Annotated in this window: 22 protein-coding genes; 11 read left to right on the top strand and 11 right to left on the bottom strand. The window is 63.8% G+C overall.

The genetic code is table 11. The features are described 5' to 3' along the window. Positions 1-6 precede the first annotated feature (6 nt). The 4 genes from ACH9L7_RS11070 to ACH9L7_RS11055 all read right to left on the bottom strand — a co-directional run bounded on the left by ACH9L7_RS11070 (position 7) and on the right by ACH9L7_RS11055 (position 3,404). A complete protein-coding gene (locus ACH9L7_RS11070) occupies positions 7-183 on the bottom strand; it encodes an HVO_0416 family zinc finger protein (RefSeq protein ID WP_007274947.1) in 177 nt (58 codons plus the stop codon). A gap of 86 nt (positions 184-269) precedes the next feature. Then, complete coding sequence (locus ACH9L7_RS11065) at positions 270-1,778, bottom strand: carboxypeptidase M32 (protein WP_396610763.1); 1,509 nt, start codon at positions 1,776-1,778, stop codon at positions 270-272. Between the two features lie 99 nt (positions 1,779-1,877). Then, positions 1,878-2,117 carry a hypothetical protein gene (locus tag ACH9L7_RS11060; protein ID WP_396610762.1) on the bottom strand — a complete coding sequence of 80 codons (240 nt, stop codon included), beginning with the start codon at positions 2,115-2,117 and terminating at the stop codon, positions 1,878-1,880. Positions 2,118-2,309: 192 nt separating this feature from the next. Then, the gene (locus ACH9L7_RS11055; protein WP_396610761.1) at positions 2,310-3,404 is read right to left on the bottom strand and encodes a M20 family metallopeptidase; all 1,095 of its coding nucleotides are present in this window, start codon (positions 3,402-3,404) and stop codon (positions 2,310-2,312) included. 181 nt (positions 3,405-3,585) lie between these two features. Between ACH9L7_RS11055 and ACH9L7_RS11050 the strand changes: the two genes are divergently transcribed. Together ACH9L7_RS11050 and ACH9L7_RS11045 are read left to right on the top strand one after the other, a co-directional pair. Continuing rightward, the gene (locus tag ACH9L7_RS11050; protein WP_396610760.1) at positions 3,586-5,220 is read left to right on the top strand and encodes a methyl-accepting chemotaxis protein; all 1,635 of its coding nucleotides are present in this window, start codon (positions 3,586-3,588) and stop codon (positions 5,218-5,220) included. Between the two features lie 93 nt (positions 5,221-5,313). Further along, the gene (locus tag ACH9L7_RS11045; protein WP_396610759.1) at positions 5,314-7,185 is read left to right on the top strand and encodes a PINc/VapC family ATPase; all 1,872 of its coding nucleotides are present in this window, start codon (positions 5,314-5,316) and stop codon (positions 7,183-7,185) included. 107 nt (positions 7,186-7,292) lie between these two features. Here ACH9L7_RS11045 and ACH9L7_RS11040 read toward each other — a convergent pair whose 3' ends face one another. Then, positions 7,293-7,586 carry an ArsR family transcriptional regulator gene (locus tag ACH9L7_RS11040; RefSeq protein WP_396610758.1) on the bottom strand — a complete coding sequence of 98 codons (294 nt, stop codon included), beginning with the start codon at positions 7,584-7,586 and terminating at the stop codon, positions 7,293-7,295. 124 nt (positions 7,587-7,710) lie between these two features. On the opposite strand from ACH9L7_RS11040, the gene ACH9L7_RS11035 reads away from it, so the two are divergent. From ACH9L7_RS11035 to ACH9L7_RS11020, 4 genes are all read left to right on the top strand, one after another. Next, positions 7,711-8,025, top strand: coding sequence for a hypothetical protein (locus tag ACH9L7_RS11035; protein ID WP_396610757.1), 315 nt, complete (start codon positions 7,711-7,713; stop codon positions 8,023-8,025). Positions 8,026-8,027: 2 nt separating this feature from the next. Next, positions 8,028-9,842 carry a ribosome biogenesis/translation initiation ATPase RLI gene (locus ACH9L7_RS11030; protein WP_396610756.1) on the top strand — a complete coding sequence of 605 codons (1,815 nt, stop codon included), beginning with the start codon at positions 8,028-8,030 and terminating at the stop codon, positions 9,840-9,842. 148 nt (positions 9,843-9,990) lie between these two features. Next, a complete protein-coding gene (locus tag ACH9L7_RS11025; protein WP_396610755.1) occupies positions 9,991-10,863 on the top strand; it encodes a VOC family protein in 873 nt (290 codons plus the stop codon). Positions 10,864-10,987: 124 nt separating this feature from the next. Beyond that, the gene (locus tag ACH9L7_RS11020; RefSeq protein WP_396610754.1) at positions 10,988-11,470 is read left to right on the top strand and encodes a YbhB/YbcL family Raf kinase inhibitor-like protein; all 483 of its coding nucleotides are present in this window, start codon (positions 10,988-10,990) and stop codon (positions 11,468-11,470) included. Between the two features lie 24 nt (positions 11,471-11,494). Here ACH9L7_RS11020 and rtcA read toward each other — a convergent pair whose 3' ends face one another. The 3 genes from rtcA to ACH9L7_RS11005 are packed head-to-tail and all read right to left on the bottom strand — an operon-like array spanning position 11,495 to position 13,525. Beyond that, entirely contained in the window at positions 11,495-12,505 is a 1,011-nt protein-coding gene (rtcA, locus tag ACH9L7_RS11015) for an RNA 3'-terminal phosphate cyclase (protein ID WP_396610753.1), read from the bottom strand. Next, the gene (locus tag ACH9L7_RS11010) at positions 12,506-12,955 is read right to left on the bottom strand and encodes a universal stress protein (protein ID WP_396610752.1); all 450 of its coding nucleotides are present in this window, start codon (positions 12,953-12,955) and stop codon (positions 12,506-12,508) included. Positions 12,956-13,003: 48 nt separating this feature from the next. Beyond that, on the bottom strand, positions 13,004-13,525 hold the full coding sequence (locus tag ACH9L7_RS11005; protein ID WP_396610751.1) for an archaemetzincin family Zn-dependent metalloprotease: 522 nt from the start codon (positions 13,523-13,525) through the stop codon (positions 13,004-13,006). 39 nt (positions 13,526-13,564) lie between these two features. Here ACH9L7_RS11005 and ACH9L7_RS11000 point away from each other — a divergent pair, with 39 nt between their 5' ends. From ACH9L7_RS11000 to npdG, 4 genes are all read left to right on the top strand, one after another. Further along, complete coding sequence (locus tag ACH9L7_RS11000; protein WP_396610750.1) at positions 13,565-13,987, top strand: UPF0146 family protein; 423 nt, start codon at positions 13,565-13,567, stop codon at positions 13,985-13,987. Between the two features lie 56 nt (positions 13,988-14,043). Further along, entirely contained in the window at positions 14,044-14,898 is an 855-nt protein-coding gene (locus ACH9L7_RS10995) for a TIGR01548 family HAD-type hydrolase (RefSeq protein ID WP_396610749.1), read from the top strand. A gap of 34 nt (positions 14,899-14,932) precedes the next feature. Next, positions 14,933-15,142, top strand: a complete 210-nt coding sequence (locus ACH9L7_RS10990) for a hypothetical protein (protein WP_396610748.1) — start codon at positions 14,933-14,935, stop codon at positions 15,140-15,142. A gap of 92 nt (positions 15,143-15,234) precedes the next feature. Further along, complete coding sequence (npdG, locus tag ACH9L7_RS10985) at positions 15,235-15,903, top strand: NADPH-dependent F420 reductase (protein ID WP_396610747.1); 669 nt, start codon at positions 15,235-15,237, stop codon at positions 15,901-15,903. A gap of 11 nt (positions 15,904-15,914) precedes the next feature. Here the strand turns inward: npdG and hisE are convergent, their stop codons facing one another. The 3 genes from hisE to ACH9L7_RS10970 all read right to left on the bottom strand — a co-directional run bounded on the left by hisE (position 15,915) and on the right by ACH9L7_RS10970 (position 17,134). Further along, a complete protein-coding gene (gene hisE, locus ACH9L7_RS10980) occupies positions 15,915-16,217 on the bottom strand; it encodes a phosphoribosyl-ATP diphosphatase (protein ID WP_396610746.1) in 303 nt (100 codons plus the stop codon). A gap of 88 nt (positions 16,218-16,305) precedes the next feature. After that, a complete protein-coding gene (pdxT, locus tag ACH9L7_RS10975) occupies positions 16,306-16,914 on the bottom strand; it encodes a pyridoxal 5'-phosphate synthase glutaminase subunit PdxT (RefSeq protein WP_396610745.1) in 609 nt (202 codons plus the stop codon). A 55-nt stretch (positions 16,915-16,969) separates the two neighbouring features. Further along, positions 16,970-17,134, bottom strand: a complete 165-nt coding sequence (locus tag ACH9L7_RS10970) for a preprotein translocase subunit Sec61beta (protein ID WP_396610744.1) — start codon at positions 17,132-17,134, stop codon at positions 16,970-16,972. 152 nt (positions 17,135-17,286) lie between these two features. Here ACH9L7_RS10970 and trxA point away from each other — a divergent pair, with 152 nt between their 5' ends. Continuing rightward, the gene (gene trxA / locus ACH9L7_RS10965) at positions 17,287-17,553 is read left to right on the top strand and encodes a thioredoxin (protein ID WP_396610743.1); all 267 of its coding nucleotides are present in this window, start codon (positions 17,287-17,289) and stop codon (positions 17,551-17,553) included. Positions 17,554-17,569 lie beyond the last annotated feature (16 nt).

The raw sequence follows: 17,569 nt of genomic DNA, 5'->3' as shown, positions 1-17,569 counted from the left end.
GACGCGTTAGGCCTCCGGCACCCACCCGCAGACGGAGCAGGTCGCCGCCCCCATGTCGTGTAGTGCCCCACAGTCGGGACACTGCAATTTGTTATACGATCGATCCCAGCGTACCGGTTCCGTCTCGTGACCGCGGTCGGCCAAGAACTGGTCGAACAAATCGTCACTGGGTGCTGAGGCCATACATGGCATGGTATGACACAGCACTATTTAGTTCCTGCGGCGGTTATGAGTCCTCGAAAATCGGAAGTACAGACTGTCTCGCGGCCTTACAGGTCGTACAGCTCGCTGTACTTCGACTCGACGTAGTCGAGGAAGTCGTCGGCCGCGAAGTCCTCGCCCGTCGCGCGCTTTACGAGGTCGTTCGTCTCGTACTGGCGGCCGTGCTGGTGGACGTTTTCGCGGAGCCACTCGCGCAGGTCGCCGAACTCGCCGTCGGCGACTTTCTCGTCGATGTCGTCGATATCCTCCTCGGCGGCGGCGAACAACTGGGCGGCCATGATGGAGCCGAGCGAGTACGTCGGGAAGTAGCCGAAGTTCCCATAGGCCCAGTGGATGTCCTGCAAACAGCCTTCGGAGTCGGTCTCCGGGCGGATGCCGAGATACTCTTCGTACTTGTCGTTCCACGCCTCCGGCACGTCTTCGACGGCGAGGTCACCCGAGACGAGGTCGCGTTCGAGTTCGAACCGGATGACGATGTGGAGGTGGTAGGTTAGTTCGTCCGCCTCGACGCGGATGAGGTTGTCGTCGTAGACCTGATTGGCCGCCTCGTAGGCCTCTTCGACCGACGCGTCCACCTCGGGGAAATGCTCGGTGAACGTCGGCAGGAAGTGCTGCCAGAAGGCGCGCGACCGGCCGACGTGGTTCTCCCAGAGGCGCGACTGCGACTCGTGGACAGAGAGGTTACGGTCCTCGCCGAGCGGGGTCGCGTAGTGTTCGTCCGGCAGGCCGAGCGTGTAGAGCGCGTGGCCGAACTCGTGGATGGTCGAAAACAGCGACCCGAGGGGGTCCGACTCGTCGTAGCGGGTGGTCACGCGAGCGTCGAACTGCGTGCCCGACGAGAACGGGTGCGGCGCGGTGTCGAGACGGCCGCGGTCCCACGGATACCCGAGCGTCGAGAGCGCGTCGCGGACCAGTTCTTCCTGTTCGTCCTCGCCGAACTCGCCTTCGAAGGCGTCGACGGCGAGTTCCGTGTCGGACTCGCGGATGTCTTCTATCATCGAGACCAGAACTTCGCGCACCTCGGCGAGGATGTCCTCGGTCTGTTCGAGTGGCAGGCACGGTTCGTAGTCCTCGAACAGCACTTCGTAGGGGTCGCGGTCGGGGTCGATGTGCTCGGCGTACTTGCGCTTCAGTTCGACGTGCTTCTCCAGATGCGGCGCGAACGTCTCGAAGTCGTCTTCGGCTTTCGCCTGCTTCCACGCCGGAATTGCCTCGGAGGATGCCGCCGAAATCTTCTCGACGAGGTCGTTCGGCACGCGCGCGGCGCGTTCGTAATCGCGGCGGAGTTCACGAAGCACGGCGGCCTGCTCTTCTGTCGGGTCGTCCTCCTCGGCGGCTTCCAGCAGTTCGCCGAACTCGTCGTCGGTCAGGAGTTCGTGGCTGAGTGCCGAAAGTGTGGACATCTGCTGGGAGCGCGCGGGCGTCCCCTCGTCGGGCATCATGACCTGCTGGTCCCACGAGAGAATCCCGCCAGCGTTCTTCACGTTGGCAATTCGCTTGTACTTCGTGAGGAGTCGGTCGTACGCCGATTCCGCTTCGGTGGAGGATTGTGCCATATCGATGACGATGGTTTCGGGAGTGTATTAAATCGCAGGTGACGGCGATTTCGGGTGGGTGTCCGGGAAGATACCGAACGAGAGACTGTGTATTGTGAGCTATGGGCCCGGAACGGTCAGCGTCTTGAATTGCACCTCGTCCGGATACAGGTCAATCTGGAGTGCAGTATCCCCAAAAACCGCGAGTTCGTCTGTTCCCGTGGGGCCAGATTCGAGCGCCACGCTGAACTGATACACCTCTTTACAGGTGAGCTTGTGCGTGTATTCTACGCTCTGGTCTTCGATGTCGAACTGCTCGGTTGCAACGGTCTCACCAGTGGTTGTGGTAATTTCGAACACTCCACGAATCGAATTCGGTGCCCTATTGACCAGCAGCGTGTCGAATTCACGGGTCGGGTCTCGGAGACACCCCGTTGCACTGACTGACGCTGTGGCAAGCAAAGCGACGTACGTACGGCGGTTCACGTGTGGCTGTCCGAGAATGCCTGTAAATGTCTTCTGATGAGGAGGACCCACAACTGAGGGTCGTCTTCACCACCCCTCCACAAGTCCCCGATACGTCTCGTAACACCGCTCTAGCACGTCGAGCGACACACTCTCGCCTTTCGTGTGTGCCTCGCCGGGTTCCGAGGGGCCGTAGACGACACACGTGGTCCCCGCCTGTGCCAACCACCCGGCGTCGGTGGCGTGGGGCTTCGTCACCTGTTGTGGTGCCTCGTCGCCGCGAGACTCGTGAACCGCGCGGGCAACGTCGAGGACGCGGTCGGCGAAGTCGGCGTCATCGCAGGCCATCGGGGGGAGGTCCTGTTCGACGACCCACTCGACGCCGTCGATGGATTCTGTCTGCGAGAGGTCGGCGTACCCGCCGGGGACGGTTCGCTCGTCGATAGTCACCTCGCAGCGGTCGGGGATGACGTTCCACGCGCTCCCGCCGTCGATTTCCGTGACGGCGATGCTCCCCGAGACGGTGTTGCCAAGGACTTCTGTCTCGGGGAACCGGATGTCGCGGACGATATCGACCGCATCGCAGGCGCGATAGACCGCGTTTTCTCCCTCTTCGGGGAGGCTGGCGTGGCAGGCGGTTCCGTGGACGTAGAGGGTACTCGCCCGACGGCCGCGATGGGCGACGGCCACGTCGGTTCGGTTCGGTCCCGAGTAATTGGTCGAGCCTTCGGCGACGACGGCATAGTCGAGTTCGAGGCCCGCATCGAGGGCGTCCTGGACGCCGATACCGCCGAGTTCCTCGCCGACGAACGAGGCGAAGACGACTTCGCTGGTTGCTGACTGGGCGACATCGCGGAAGGCGAGCATCGACGCGACGACAGCCCCTTTCATGTCGGCACTTCCCCGGCCGTAGAGTCGGTCGGCGTCCGATTCGACCACGTACTCGCCGTCGTCGGTCACTTGTCTGGCGGCCGGTGGGACCACGTCGTGATGGCCGACGAGCGCGAGTGAGTCACCGACGCCGGGATTGACGCGAGCGATGACGTTCCCGGCGTCGTCGCGCGTCACCTCCGCGTCCGTCTCGGCGCGAAGCCACGACTCGATGAAGTCGCCCGCCTCGGTCTCGTTTTCATGACTCGGAATCGAGACGAGGTCGGCGGTGAGCGTTTCGAGTTCGTCCATATTGACACGACGTGGACCATCCCAAAAAGCGTACTCCGCCCGTCTGGTCGTGTCTCGCTCGTTTCGACACCCGCTCTGCGACCACCGAATGATATCCCGTGGCTCCCAGCACTCGAGATGGAGTTCTCACGCAACGAGAATTGGTGAGTCACCTTATGACAGCCCCCGTGAACGATGGCGTATGCGAATCTTCTCGGCGTACGAACGACTGCTCTGGGGGACGATGGACGCCCTCGGGGTTTCGCATTCAGTCGAACGGAAAATCGTGGCGGCCGTCGGCATCCAGTTTGGAGTGTCGATTGCGCAGGCCGCACTCCCGTGGGTTGCGACGGGTGACACTCGCCTCGCTCTCTCGGCGCTCTTATTTGTCGGCGCGGCACTCGCATTCGTCAACACCATTCTCATTGCTCGAAAAGACATCGTGAATCCAATCGAAGCCATCTCGACATCGGCTGAAGGGGTCGCAAACGGCGACCTGTCGGCGACGCCGCCCGAGGTTTCGGGCGACGACGAAGTCGCGATGCTCGCGTCCGACTTCGGGTCGATGCACCAGCACCTCTGTACGGTCGCTTCGCAGGCGACGGCGTTGGCCGACCAAGATTTCTCTCACCCCTCGCTCGACGAGTCGATGCCGGGCGAGTTCGGCGACGCACTCGACCGCATGCAACGCGACTTGGCCGACTACACGCGGAACCTCCAGCATCTCGTGGAGGCGTTCGCCGAAGCGACAGCGCGGGCGCAGGCGGGCGACCTCACGGCGACCATCGATACCGACGACTGGGGCGTCGACGACCAGCGGTACGAAGAAGTCGCAGAGACGTACAACGAACTCGTGCACACGCTCTCGCGGACGATTGGTGAGGTTCAGTCGTTCGCCGAGGAAGTCTCTGAGATGAGTTCGTCCGCCAAGGAACACGTCGAGCGGGCCAACGCCGCCAGCGAAGAGGTCGCCGCCGCAGTCGCCGAAATCTCCGACGGCGCAGGGACGCAGACCGACCACCTCCAGACAGTCGCGGACGAACTCAACACGCTGTCGGCGACGGTCGAAGAGATAGCCGCGTCGGCGGACGAGGTCGCCAACACGGCGGAGACGGCCTCCGAGCGCGGGGCGGCAGGGCGCGACGCCGCAACCGAGGCGATGCAGGAGTTAGACGCGGTCGAAGCCCGTATCGACCACACCGCCGAGGCAGTGGCCGAACTCGCAGACGGCATCGAGAAAATCGACGAAATCGCGGCGTTCATCGACCACGTCGGGTCGCAGACGGACCTGCTCGCCATCAACGCCGCCATCGAGGCGGCCCACGCCGGGGAAGCGGGCGACGGATTCGGCGTCGTCGCACAGGAGGTCAAGTCGCTGGCCGAAGAGACGCGCGATTCCGCGGACGAAGTGTCGTCGCTCATCGCCGACATCACCGAGCACTCCGAGGAGACGCTGGCCGACGTGCGGGAGATGAACCAGCAGGTCTCCGACAGTCTGGAGACGGTCAGCGAGGCAATCGAGGAGTTCGAGACTATCGTAGACATGGTCGCCGACATCGACGCCAGCGTGGCCGAGGTGAGCGACGCCACAGACCAGCAGGCGAAGTCGGCCCAGGACATCGCCATTCGCGTGGACGACGTTGCCAACATCTCCGAGGAGACCGCCGGGCAGTCCCAGATGGTCGTCGAGACGGCCGACCGACAGTCTGACTCTATCGACGACCTGTCCGACCAGGCCGCGCTCTTGTCATCGCGGGCGGCAAATCTCGAAGGACTCGTCGGGTCGTTCGAGGTACTCGACGAGCAACGGGCCGTCAGTACACCGGCCGACGACTGAGTTGGGCACACGTTCTCGTAGCACACGCTTCGTCCGGCGATTGCCACCGCTTTTATCTACAACCTTATCCGTCCCCCGCTCAAACCCTCGCGCATGAAGATAGTCCCGGACACGAGCGCGGTCATCGACGGCCGCGTGTCCGAGCGAGTCGACGACGGGACCTACGACGGTGCGGAGGTGCTCGTCCCCGAAGCGGTCGTCAGCGAACTCGAATCACAGGCCAACGACGGGCGCGACACGGGATGGGAGGGACTCTCCGAACTCCAGCGCCTCGCCGAGTTCGCGGACGACGACGTTATCGAACTCCAATACGTGGGCCGTCGTCCCAGTACCGGCGAGACGAGAGGCGCTCACGAAGGTGACATCGATGCCCTCATTCGCGACATCGCGGCCGAGCACTCGGCGACGCTCCTCACGAGCGACGTGGTCCAGGCCGAAGTTGCAAAGGCGAAGGGACTGCGCGTCGAGTTCGTCGAAGCCGAGGTTCGCGGCTCTGGCGGCCTCATCATCGAGCGGTTCTTCGACGACCAGACGATGTCTGTCCACCTCAAGACCGACACGAAGCCGAAAGCCAAACGCGGCGACGTCGGTCACATGCACTACCAGACCATCGACGAGGAGATGACAGACGAGGCGACGATGAAGGAGTGGGCCGACGACATCGTCAACTCCGCTCGCGCCTCGCCCGAGGGCTTCATCGAACTCGCCGAAGAGGGGATGCACATCGTCCAGTTCCGCGACTACCGTATCGCCGTCGCTCGCCCACCCTTTGCCGACGGCATCGAAATCACGGCCGTCCGGCCAATCGTCAAGACCGAACTCGACGACTACGAGTTCGCCGACGAACTCCGCGACCGACTGGCCGAGCGCCAGCGTGGCGTCCTCATCGCCGGGTCGCCCGGTGCCGGGAAGTCCACGTTCGCGCAGGCTGTCGCCGAGTTCCTCAACGACAGCGACTACGCGGTCAAGACGATGGAGAAACCCCGCGACCTGCAGGTCGGTCCGCACATCACGCAGTACACCGCCCTCGGCGGCGACATGGCCAAGACGGCCGACTCGCTGCTCCTCGTGCGCCCCGACTACACCATCTACGACGAGGTCAGAAAGACCGAGGACTTCTCTGTGTTCGCCGACATGCGCCTCGCGGGCGTCGGGATGGTCGGCGTCGTCCACGCCACGCGCGCCATCGACGCCCTCCAGCGTCTCGTCGGCCGCGTCGAACTGGGTATGATTCCGCAGGTCGTCGACACCGTCGTCTACATCGAAGACGGTGAGGTCCACACGGTCTACGACGTGACGACCGAAGTGAAGGTCCCCGAGGGACTCACTGCCGAGGACCTCGCCCGCCCGGTCATTCAGGTCCGCGACTTCGAAACCGGCACGCCGAAGTTCGAGATTTACACGTTCAACCGGCAGGTCGTCACCGTCCCCCTCGGCGACAGCGGCGACAAGAAAGAAAGCGGCGTCTCGCGTCTCGCCCGACAGGAGGTCGAACGCGAGATTCGGTCTATCGCCCGCGGCCACGTCGACGTGGAACTCAAGGGTCAGAACCGCGCCGTCGTCTACGTCGAAGACGACGACATCTCGTACGTCATCGGCAAGGGCGGCGGACGCATCTCCGACGTGGAAGACAGACTCGGTATCGACATCGACGTGCGGACCCACAGCGAGAACCCCAAGCGCGGAAGCGGGTCCGGGTCCAGCGGCGGGGCATCCGCTTCCTCCTCCGGCGGCCAATCGAGCGAGGGCATCGTCGTCACGCCCGAGGTGACTTCGCGGCACGTCATCATCAACATGGACGGTCACGTCGGCGAGACGGTCGAAGTCCGCGCTGACGAACAGTACCTGTTCACCGCGACGGTGGGTCGCGGCGGCGACATCCAGGTCTCTCGCGGCAGCGCTATCGCTGAGGAACTGGAGAACGCAATCGACAGAAAGATGCAGATTACGGTCGTTCCGGCCTGAGTTCGGTCACGGCCGGGCTTCGACCCGAGTGTCGGAATCGAAGTAGTTCGTCCGAAGCGGCGCGTCCCGTGGTCCGAGACCGAACGCGACGCGAGAACGTCCTGACGCTATTCCGCGCAGCAGGCTTTCTCTTTGCCGCCGTCGGCTTTTGCCTGTGCCTTTTTCGGAGCGAGGTCGGTCAACTGATAGAGGTTTTGGCGAGCATCGGCGAAGTAGACATCTTCGTCGACGATGCCGATTCCTTCCAGTCGTTCGAGTGCGTAGCGAACGGTTCGAGCCGAGAGCATCGACTCTTCGACGATGCCCTTCTGGGTCAGCGGACCGTTGTATTCGAGCACCTTGAAAACTAACTTCGCACTCGGTGGGAGGTCGTCGAGACTCTCCTCTTCTGTTCCATCCATCGTTACGAATCGAAACGCGCGACCAGCATAAATCTTCTTGGCCGAGAGTAGCCGACAACGGTTTATCAGCTGACCCGAGGGGAGGAACGAACGCCTTTTGACGCCGGGTATCGCACGGTGACACATGGCCACGGAAACGCAGACCGGTCTCTCCAGTCATCTCCGCGGAGTGACGGTCACGACTCTCGCCTGCCTCGCTGGCATCGCCGCCGCGGTGCTCTCCGGGGTGCTGGTGGGAACGAGCGTCGAGGCCGCGACCAATCAGTTGGCCGTGGGTATCCTCGGAGCGTTCGTTCTCGGGCAGTTCCCGGTGCTCCGCGTCATCGGCGTCGACGTGAGCGACTTCGGCGTGAAAGACTACCTCTACATCGTCTTCATGACCTTCGCGCTCTGGTTCATCTCGTTCGCGATTCTGCTGACGTCGGGTGTTCAGCTGTAATCATGGCAGACGATAGTATCGCCGTCGTCGATTTAGACCGATGTTCGCCTGACCGCTGTAGCTACGAGTGTTCGAACTTCTGTCCGCCCAACCGGACGGGAAAAGAGTGCATCACGCTTCGCGGTGAGGACGCCGAACAGGGCGGTCCCGACCAGGTCCGCATCTCCGAGGAAATCTGCCTCGGCGAGACCTGCGGTATCTGCGTCGAGAAGTGTCCGTTCGACGCCATCGAGATTATCAATCTCCCCTCGGAACTCGACGAAGACCCGACCCACCGCTACGGCGAGAACGCCTTCTCGCTGTACGGTCTTCCGGTCCCTGAATCGGGTGCCGTGACGGGGATTCTCGGACCGAACGGCATCGGTAAGACCACCGCCGTTCGCGCCCTCGCGGGCGAGATGGTCCCGAACCTCGGGAACTACGACGACGAACCCACGTGGGAAGCCGTTCTCGGCCGGTACCGGGGTACCGAACTCCAGAACTACATCGAGAGCGTCCGCGACGGCGACGTTTCTATCGCCCGGAAGCCCCAGTACGTCGACCAGATTCCCAAGCAGTTCGACGGGACAGCAATCGACCTGCTCGATGCGACCGACGAACGCGGTGCCCTCGACTCCTACATCGAGCGCCTCGACATCGGTCCAGTCGTCGACAACGACATCGACACGCTCTCCGGTGGGGAGCTTCAGCGAGTCGCGCTCGCGGCGACACTCGCCCGCGACCGAGACTTCTACTTCCTCGACGAGATTACGCCGTACCTCGACATCGGCCAGCGCGTCACTGCGGCGCGTCTCATCCGCGAACTCGCCGAAGACGAGGACCGGGCGGTCCTCGTGGTCGAACACGACCTCGCAATCTTGGACCTGCTCGCCGACACGCTCCACGTCGCGTACGGTGAACCCGGCGCGTACGGTGTCGTCACCGACCCCAAGTCGGTCAGAAATGGCATCAACGAGTATCTCAAGGGCTACCTCACCAACGAGAACATGCGCATCCGCCCGGGTGCCATCACCTTCGAGGAACACGCGCCGCGCGAGACTTCGAAGGCCACGCCGCTCATCGAGTACCCCGAGATTCGCAAGTCCTACGGCGACGGCGAGTTCTCGCTCGATGTCGACTCCGGGACCATCTACAACGGCGAAGTGCTCGGTATCGTCGGTCCGAACGGTATCGGGAAGTCCACGCTCGCGAAGCTGTTCACGGGCGACTTGACGCCCGACGAAGGCGACCTCGACTTCAAACTCGACATCTCGTACAAGCCGCAGTACATCGAAATCGACCAGCACATGCGCGTGGACGCATTCTTGTCGTCCATCACGGACCAGTTCGGGTCGTCGTACTGGAACACCGAGGTGGCGAACCCGCTGCAACTCAACCGCATCATGGAGCGCAACCTCTCCGACCTCTCCGGCGGTGAGCGCCAGCGCGTCGCCATCGCGGCGTGTATCTCGCAGGACGCCGACCTCTACCTGCTGGACGAGCCATCGGCTCACCTCGACGTGGAACAGCGCGTGCAGGCCACTTCCGCTATCCGCCGGTACGCCGAGAACCACGACGCGACGGTCATGGTCATCGACCACGACATCTACATGATGGACCTGCTCGCCGACCGCCTGATGGTCTTCGACGGCGAACCGTCGGTCCACGGGCACGCCTCCAAGCCGCAGGAGATGCGCGACGGCATGAACGACTTCCTGTCGGACCTCGACATCACGTTCCGCCGCGACGAGCGCACCTCCCGCCCGCGAATCAACAAGCCCGACTCGCAACTCGACCGCGAGCAGAAGCGCTCCGGCGAGTACTACTACGCCGAATAGTCGGACTCGTCGTCCACAACGCGGACGAACTCGCGTTTCCATTTCGTCAGCCGCACTCCTCGCAGACGCTGCAACGACAGTCACCACTCTCGTCAGTTACACCCGTGTCACTGGCATGCCTTTGCCGCTCACGCACCAAGAGTCGGTTATGACTGACACCACTACCGAGACGCCGACACTTACGGATGCGACCCAGCTCGGCCGGGTCGCGCTCCGTGTCGGCTCTCTCGACCGAGTCGTCCCGTTCTATCGGGACGTGGTCGGCCTCGAAGTCGAACGCTATGGGTCCCGCGCCGTCCACTCAGACGGAGGGACACCCCTTGTCGTCCTCGACGAAGACCCCGACGCCCCGCCGCGACCTGGGAGCGAGGCAGGGTTGTTCCACCTCGCGATTCGCGTGCCCGACCGCCCTGCACTCGGTGACGCGCTCGCTCGCATCCGCGACGGTGCAACCCTGACGGGCGCATCGGACCACCTCGTGAGCGAGGCGCTGTACCTCCGCGACCCGGAGGGGAACGGCGTCGAGATATACCGCGACCGACCCCGTGAGGAGTGGCCGCTGAAAGACGACGGGCGCGTCGCGATGGACACGCTTCCGCTGGACCTCGAATCAGTCCTCGCGGACGCTCGCGGTGAGGAAGTCGCCCCGACAGGAACCGACCTCGGGCACGTCCACCTCGAAGTGACTGACGTGGACCGCGCCGCCGAGTTCTACACCGACGCGCTCGGAATGAACCTCCGCGACGACGGGTACCCAAACGCGGCGTTCGTCGCCGCCGGTGGGTACCATCACCACGTGGGTCTTAACCACTGGAACGGACGGAGCGACCCCGCTAGTGACGCCCGTGGTATCGAGTGGTTCGAAGTCGTCGTCCCCGACGCCGACACCCTAACCGCCGTCCGCGAGTCGCTTCAGCGACGCGGACACTCAGTCGAGGAGACCGATGGTGGCCTGACGTTGACCGACCCCGACGGTATCGGTGTTCGGCTGACCGTCTCTCCACAGTCGGTGTTCGGCTGACTGTCTCTCCACAGTCGGTGTTCGGCTGACTGTCTCCCCAGACCGTGGGCCGCCCGCGACCCACGCAGAACGCGTCAGGTCGTGCGAACGAACCATTTTGTCACTCCCTCGCCAAGTATGTCATATGGCACCACCAGACGAGAGCGACGCATCCGGGGGACTCGCGCTTTCGAGTCCCGCGTTCGACGACGGAGACGAGATACCGAGAACGCACGGCTACACGAACGAGAACACGAGTCCGCCGTTGCGAATTTCGGGCGTTCCGAGCGACGCGGCGTCGCTGGCGCTCGTGATGGACGACCCCGACGCGGTGAAACCGGCGGGGAAGGTGTGGGACCACTGGGTGGTCTGGAACATCGACCCGGCGACCATGAACCTCGATGAGGGGAGTGGCGGTTCCGGGTCGGTCGAAGGACAGAACAGCTACGGCGAGCGCAGCTATGGCGGTCCCAACCCACCGGACCGAGAACACACCTACCGGTTCGTGCTGTACGCCCTCGACACCGAACTCGACCTCGCGACCGGGGCGACGAAAGCAGACCTCGAATCGGCCATCGAGGGCCACGTCCTCGACGAGGCGCGACTGACCGGAACCTACGCGCCTTGACGAAAAACCCGAACTTCTCGGGAACTACCCCTCGATAACTGCGCCCGTCTCTGTTTCTCGAACCGCCACGTCGTAGCCGAAGGCTCGAATCACATCGAGGTTCGTGCGCACGTGTTCCGTGACGGCGGGAACCCGGACTGCCCCGCCAGCCAGCGCAACCCAGACGAGCAGTTGGTCGGCCATGTGCCGGTCCACGGGAGCGTCGCCGCGGTCCCAGTCGACGAACGCCTCGGCCGCCTGCGCGCCCACTGATTCGGCCGGGACGCCGCGCTCGCCGTAGGCGTCGAACCCTGCGAACACGTCTCCACACCGACCCACGAGGACGACGGCTGTTCCCGGCGAGTCGCTTTCGACGTAGGAGACGGACGCCCGTGGCGAAATCCCGACACCAGCGTCTTCGAGCACACTTTTGACGCCTTCGACCTGCCGTTCGGCAACTGCGGCGTCGGCGAGTGCGTTGCCAGCGACGGAGTAGATGCTCAGGTCGTCCAGCGGCGGTCTCGCATCGAGCGCCAGCGGGACCGGGTCCGACGGGACGACGCGCATCGAGAGTCGGCCGCCGCCAGCGGGATAGAACCCGCGGCGCTGAGCGTCGACGTCGAACTCGACGCCGAAGGTCGAACAGAGCGGCCGCTTTACGTATCGAAGGTAATCGACCGGCGGCGACCACCGAACGTCGGTGCCGCCGGTCACGGTGAGTTGCAGCGGGTCGTCGAGTGCGACGGCGACGGGAAGCAGCGTCTCGCTGACGAGCGTCGTGCTCCCGGCGGTGCCGACGGACACACCGACGGGGTCGCTGCGAACCGTATGCGGGGTGAACTGGAGCGTCGACGAGCCTTCTTCGCCGCCGGACACTTCGGCGTCAGCGACGGATTCCGCCGCCGCGACGCAGGCGACGTGCTGCGGGCGGAGGCCCGGATTCGGCCGGTTCCCGCGAATGCGGTTCATCTCGAACGCCTCGCCAGTCACGAGGGACAACGAAAGCGCGGTGCGGAGGAGTTGTCCGCCGCCCGCGGACCCGTCGAGTCGATGCATTCAGCGGACGACGGTGACCGGGCAGGACGCCCGCTCGACTAATTCCTTGGCGACGCTGCCGACAAGCCCTTCGTACCGCTCGTCGAGACCGCGGTGACCGACGAAGATGCCGTCGGCGTCAACGCCTTTCGCGTATTCCGGAATCGACTCCACGGGGTCGCCATAGAGGAGTTCGGTGGCCGCTTCCACGCCAGCGTCGGTGGCACGCGTGGCGGCCGCTTCGAGAACTTCCTCAGCCCGAACTTCCGCGTCTTCGAGGCTCTCCGCGAAGATTCGGTCGCCCGTCCCGGCGACTCCCGAAACCGGTTCGTCGCCGCCTTCGACGAGGACGTGCGGTTCCACGGAGTGGACCACAGTGACCTGTGCGTCCAGCGGCTTGAGTATCGTGAGGGCGTGGTCGAGCGCGCGCTCGGCGGGTTCCGACCCGTCCATTGCGACGATGAAGTTCATACCTGAATACAGGTGCCGAAACGAGAAAAAAGGGGGAGGCCAGACGAACTAGTGAACGAGTCTGCTACAGGAGCCACAGAGATTCTCTTCTTTCACGTCGACTTCGCGGACCGTCGGTGAGAAGGACATCACACACTTGTTGTTGTCACAGTGTTCGAGCCCCAGCGTGTGCCCAATCTCGTGGACGACTTCCTTGCGGACGCGGTCCGAGAGGACTTCTTCGGCGGGCTTGGTCGTGATACCACCGTCGGAAGAGGTCTGAAGACGGTACGTCGAAATGACAGAACCATTACCGTTGAGGTACGCGAGACCGAAGACGTAGTTTCGGCGGCGGTAGTAGAGGTCCTTCGCCGTGATGCCGATGTTCTTTTCACCGCGCCCGACGCGACTTGCGAGTTCGATAAACTGCTCCGCCCGGTACTGATTTCGACTTCTATCGAACGCGCCCTCGGGGAGGGGTTGATTCGAGTGAACGGTCACGTCACAATCGTAGACGGACCGAAGCCCAGCAGACGCCTCTCGTTTGACCCCCGCAGAGACATCTCCGATGGGCACGATATCGACAAGCATGCGAGGGATTAAGCGGGCGCGCGTGATAAATATCCCGCCGTGAGAAATTCGTTGTGTAACGCGCTTGTCGACCGACTGTCGGAGTACGAACGCGTCGTCGAGGTCGGCATCGGGAGACAACCCGGCGTCGCCGCTGGACTGGCCGAACAGGGTGTCGATGTCGTCGCCGTCGATGTCTACGAAGTGTCAATCCAAGAAGATATCGAGTTCGTTCGAGACGACGTGGTTGCCCGCGCCGACGCCAACGACCTCGGCCCGTACGCGGGTGTCGATGCTATCTATGCGCTGAACCTCCCCATCGAACTCCACCGGTCGGCGGCCCGTGTCGCCCGCCGCGCAGGAGCGGAGTTCCTCTTTACGACACTCGGGTACGACGAACCCTCGATTCCAGTGCGCCGCGAACCACTCGCCGAAGACACGCTCTTTGTCGCCACCGACGTCCCCCGTGGTCGTCGTGGGTGACTGCTGTCCTCGCCACCAAGAGTAAGGCACTTGCTCTCTCGTCTCACCGTTCCAGTATGAACGCGGACGCTGTCGTCCTCGACATCGACGGAGTACTCGTCGACGTTGCGGATTCGTACCGACGCGCCATCGTCGAGTCGGTAGAACGATTGTACGGAAAGACCATCTCGCGCGAGGATGTCCAGCAGTTCAAGGACGCGGGCGGGTTCAACAACGACTGGGAACTGACCTACGCCGCGGCCCTCTACGTTCTCACAACCCGCGAGGAAGACCTGTCACTCTCGGAGTTCACCGACCAGATTGCCGAACGCGGCGGCGGCCTCGATGCGGCGGAAGCCGTGGTTGAAGCAGTCCTCGATGACCCCGACACTGTCTTCGACGAGTGGGACCCGACCGCCCTGCGCGAGACGTTTCAGGCACTCTACCTCGGGGGCGACCTCTACCGCGACCTCGAAGGCGGTGACCCGCCGTTCGAGGCGTCTGGCTACATCCACGACGAACCCGTGCTGCTCGAACAGGCGACGCTCGACGCGCTTTCCGGCCGCGAACTCGGTGTCGTCACGGGTCGCCCCTCGGCCGAGGCCGACATTGCGCTCGACCGCGTCGGACTCGAACTCGACGACGACCACCGATTCACGATGGACGACTGGGAAGAAGGCAAGCCGCACCCGGCCGCGCTCGTGACTGTCGCCGAACGGCTTGGCGCGCAATCGGTCGTCTTCGTCGGCGACACCCTCGACGACGTGAAGACCGCCCTGAACGCCGACGCGGCGGACCCCGAACGCGTATACTACGGTGTCGGCGTCCTCTCGGGCGGCCTGACCGGCGACGAGGGGCGACAGAAGTTCTCCGAAATCGGGGCCGCTGCGGTCGTCGAAGACGTGAACGAAGTCCCCGACCTCCTCGACTGATGTCGGTGTCGGCAACACCGGAGGACGGCGACTGATGGGTCACTTCCGCGCCTTCATTGTCACGCTCCTCGCGCTCGATGCAGTCGTCTTCGTCGTCGGGTCAGTCCTCGCGCCGCCGGACCCATTCACACAACTGCTTCTCGTCGGCCCGGCGCTCCTCCTCGCGCCGGCCATGGCGTGGTGGCTGGTCTACCGTGACGGGTTCGCCCGCGTACAGGGCGTCATCGAACCGGACGACGAGTGAGTCGCGTCCCTTCGTCACCCGGTGTGTCTCGATTCGTGGCAGAACCCTCCGACGTGTAACCCTTTAGGTCGCCGGGGTTCACACGTGGTGGTATGCGAATCGCACTCCTCGGTGGGACCGGCGACATCGGCGAAGGACTTGCCCTCCGCTGGGCCTACCACACGGACCACGAGGTCATCATCGGGTCGCGTGACCCCGAGAAAGCCCGCGCGAAGGCCGACGAGTACGAGACGGAACTCTCCAGTCGCGGCCGCGACGTGAAGGTAAACGGCTTCGCGAACGAGATGGCCGCCGACCGCGCATCGGTCGTCGTCCTCGCGGTGCCGCCGTACCATGTCGCCGACACCATCGAAGCCGTCTCGGACTCGCTGTCCGAGGGCGACGTGCTCGTCACACCTGCCGCCGGAATCAAGCGCGACGACGAAGGCTTCCACTACCACCCGCCGAAAGCGGGCAGTGTGACGGCACTCGTCGCCGACGCGGCACCCGAGGACGTTCCGGTCGTCGGCGCGTTCCACAACCTCGCGGCCGGTCGTCTCGCCGACCTCGACGCTGACCTCGGCATCGACACGCTTCTCGTCGCCGACGACCCCGACGCGAAAGAGACAGTGCGACTCCTCGCGGACGGTATCGAGGGACTTCGACCTCTCGACGCCGGTGGCCTCGCCAACGCCAGCGAAATCGAGGCGCTGACCCCGCTTCTCATCAACGTCGCACAGAACAACGAGGGGATGCACGACCTCGGCATCGAATTCAAGTAGAAACGAGGGACTCAGAACCGCTTTTTCAACTCATCGCGCAGGTCGTCGAGCGACGCGTCGTGCATCGCCAGCACGACGAGCAGGTGGTAGACGAGGTCCGCGCTCTCGTAGAGGAGTTCCTCCCGGTCGTCGTCTTTGGCCGCGAGGATGGTCTCTGTCACCTCTTCACCGAGCTTTTCGAGGGCGTAGTTCTCGCCTTTCTCGTGGGTAAAGAGCGTGGTCGTATAGGAGTCGTCGGGTAACTCGGCCTTCCGCGACTCGATGGTCGCAAAGAGTTCGTCGAGAACCTCGTCTGTCGGGGTGTCCGCGTCCATGGTCCGAAACAGACGTGGGCAGAAAAAGGCTCTCTGGTTCCGGCGGATACGGTGTGTGGTCGTGACGGTCGAAGCCGCCGTGTGCGACTTACGCCTCGACTTCGACTTCGAGTTCGTCGAAGAACGCGAGGTCGTGAATGCGACTGTCGGCGGTCAGTTCGGGGTGGAACGACGTCCCGACGACAGACCCGTCGCGGACGGCCACGGGGTTGCCGTCCCACTCGGCGAGTACGTCCACGTCGTCGCCGACGCCGTCGATGAGGGGCGCTCGGATGAAGACCGCGGGGAACGGCGAGTCGAGACCCGACACGTCGAGCGGGGCTTCGAAGCTGTCTACCTGCCGGCCGAAGGCGTTGCGGTCGACGGTCACGTCGAGGATGTCGAGTGTCTGTACGCGGTCGTCTTTCGCGTCGCGAGACGAGACGATGAGCCCTGCGCAGGTCGCGAGAACGGGCTTTCCGGCCTCGACGTGTGCCGTAATCTCTTCGGCGATACCTTCGCGGTCGAGGAGGCGCGAGATGGTCGTCGATTCGCCACCCGGAAGCAGAAGAACGTCGCAGTCGGGGACGAGACCCGCGCTTCGAATCTCGACGATGTCCGCGTCGACACCGTGGGCGTCCGCTGCCCGTTCGATAGCGTCGGCGTGCTCGGTGACATCGCCCTGTACGGCGACGACACCGGCGCGTAGCGTGCTCATGGTCGAAACTCCGGAACGCGAGGACAAAAAGCGTCCGTTCGTCGGCGGTCCGTCGTCAGAACGCGAGTGCGTTCAGCACCAGGATGCCGATGCCGAACAGCACGCCCGTTGCGACGATTGTCTTGGGGTCGAGACGAATCGCGTTGCGGTCTTCGGCGTCGAAGTAGCGGACGAGACCCGCGCTCGACATCAGGCCGCCAGAGTTCTGGCCCTTGCTCATGCTCTGTCGTCTGTGCGTCCACCGCCTAAACGTTTCGGCTCGCGGGCGTGACAGGCCCGCCGAATGTCGCGCTCGGACACCCCTCGAAGCGGAACGTGCGACCCCATGAGTAATCCTTATGCGCGGGGGCAAGCAACCTTCGCCGGGATACGATGACTGTTCGACTCTTGGACTTTTACGCGGACTGGTGCGGCCCATGTAAGACGCAGGACCCAATCCTCGACGAACTCGAGGCCGACTACGAGGGGGTCTCCTTCGAGAAGGTCGACGTTGACGAGGAGCAGGATATTGCCAACCAGTACCAGGTTCGCTCTCTGCCGACGCTCATCATCGAAAACGACGACGGTATCGTCGACCGATTCGTGGGCGTAACGCAGCGCGAAGACCTCGAAGACGCGCTCAAGCAGGCTGGCGCGTAGGCCCGCACTCGCCCGC

The sequence above is a fragment of the Haloferax sp. S1W genome, from assembly GCF_044593955.1.
Lineage (GTDB): Archaea > Halobacteriota > Halobacteria > Halobacteriales > Haloferacaceae > Haloferax.
This window is presented reverse-complemented; position numbering and strand designations above follow the sequence as displayed.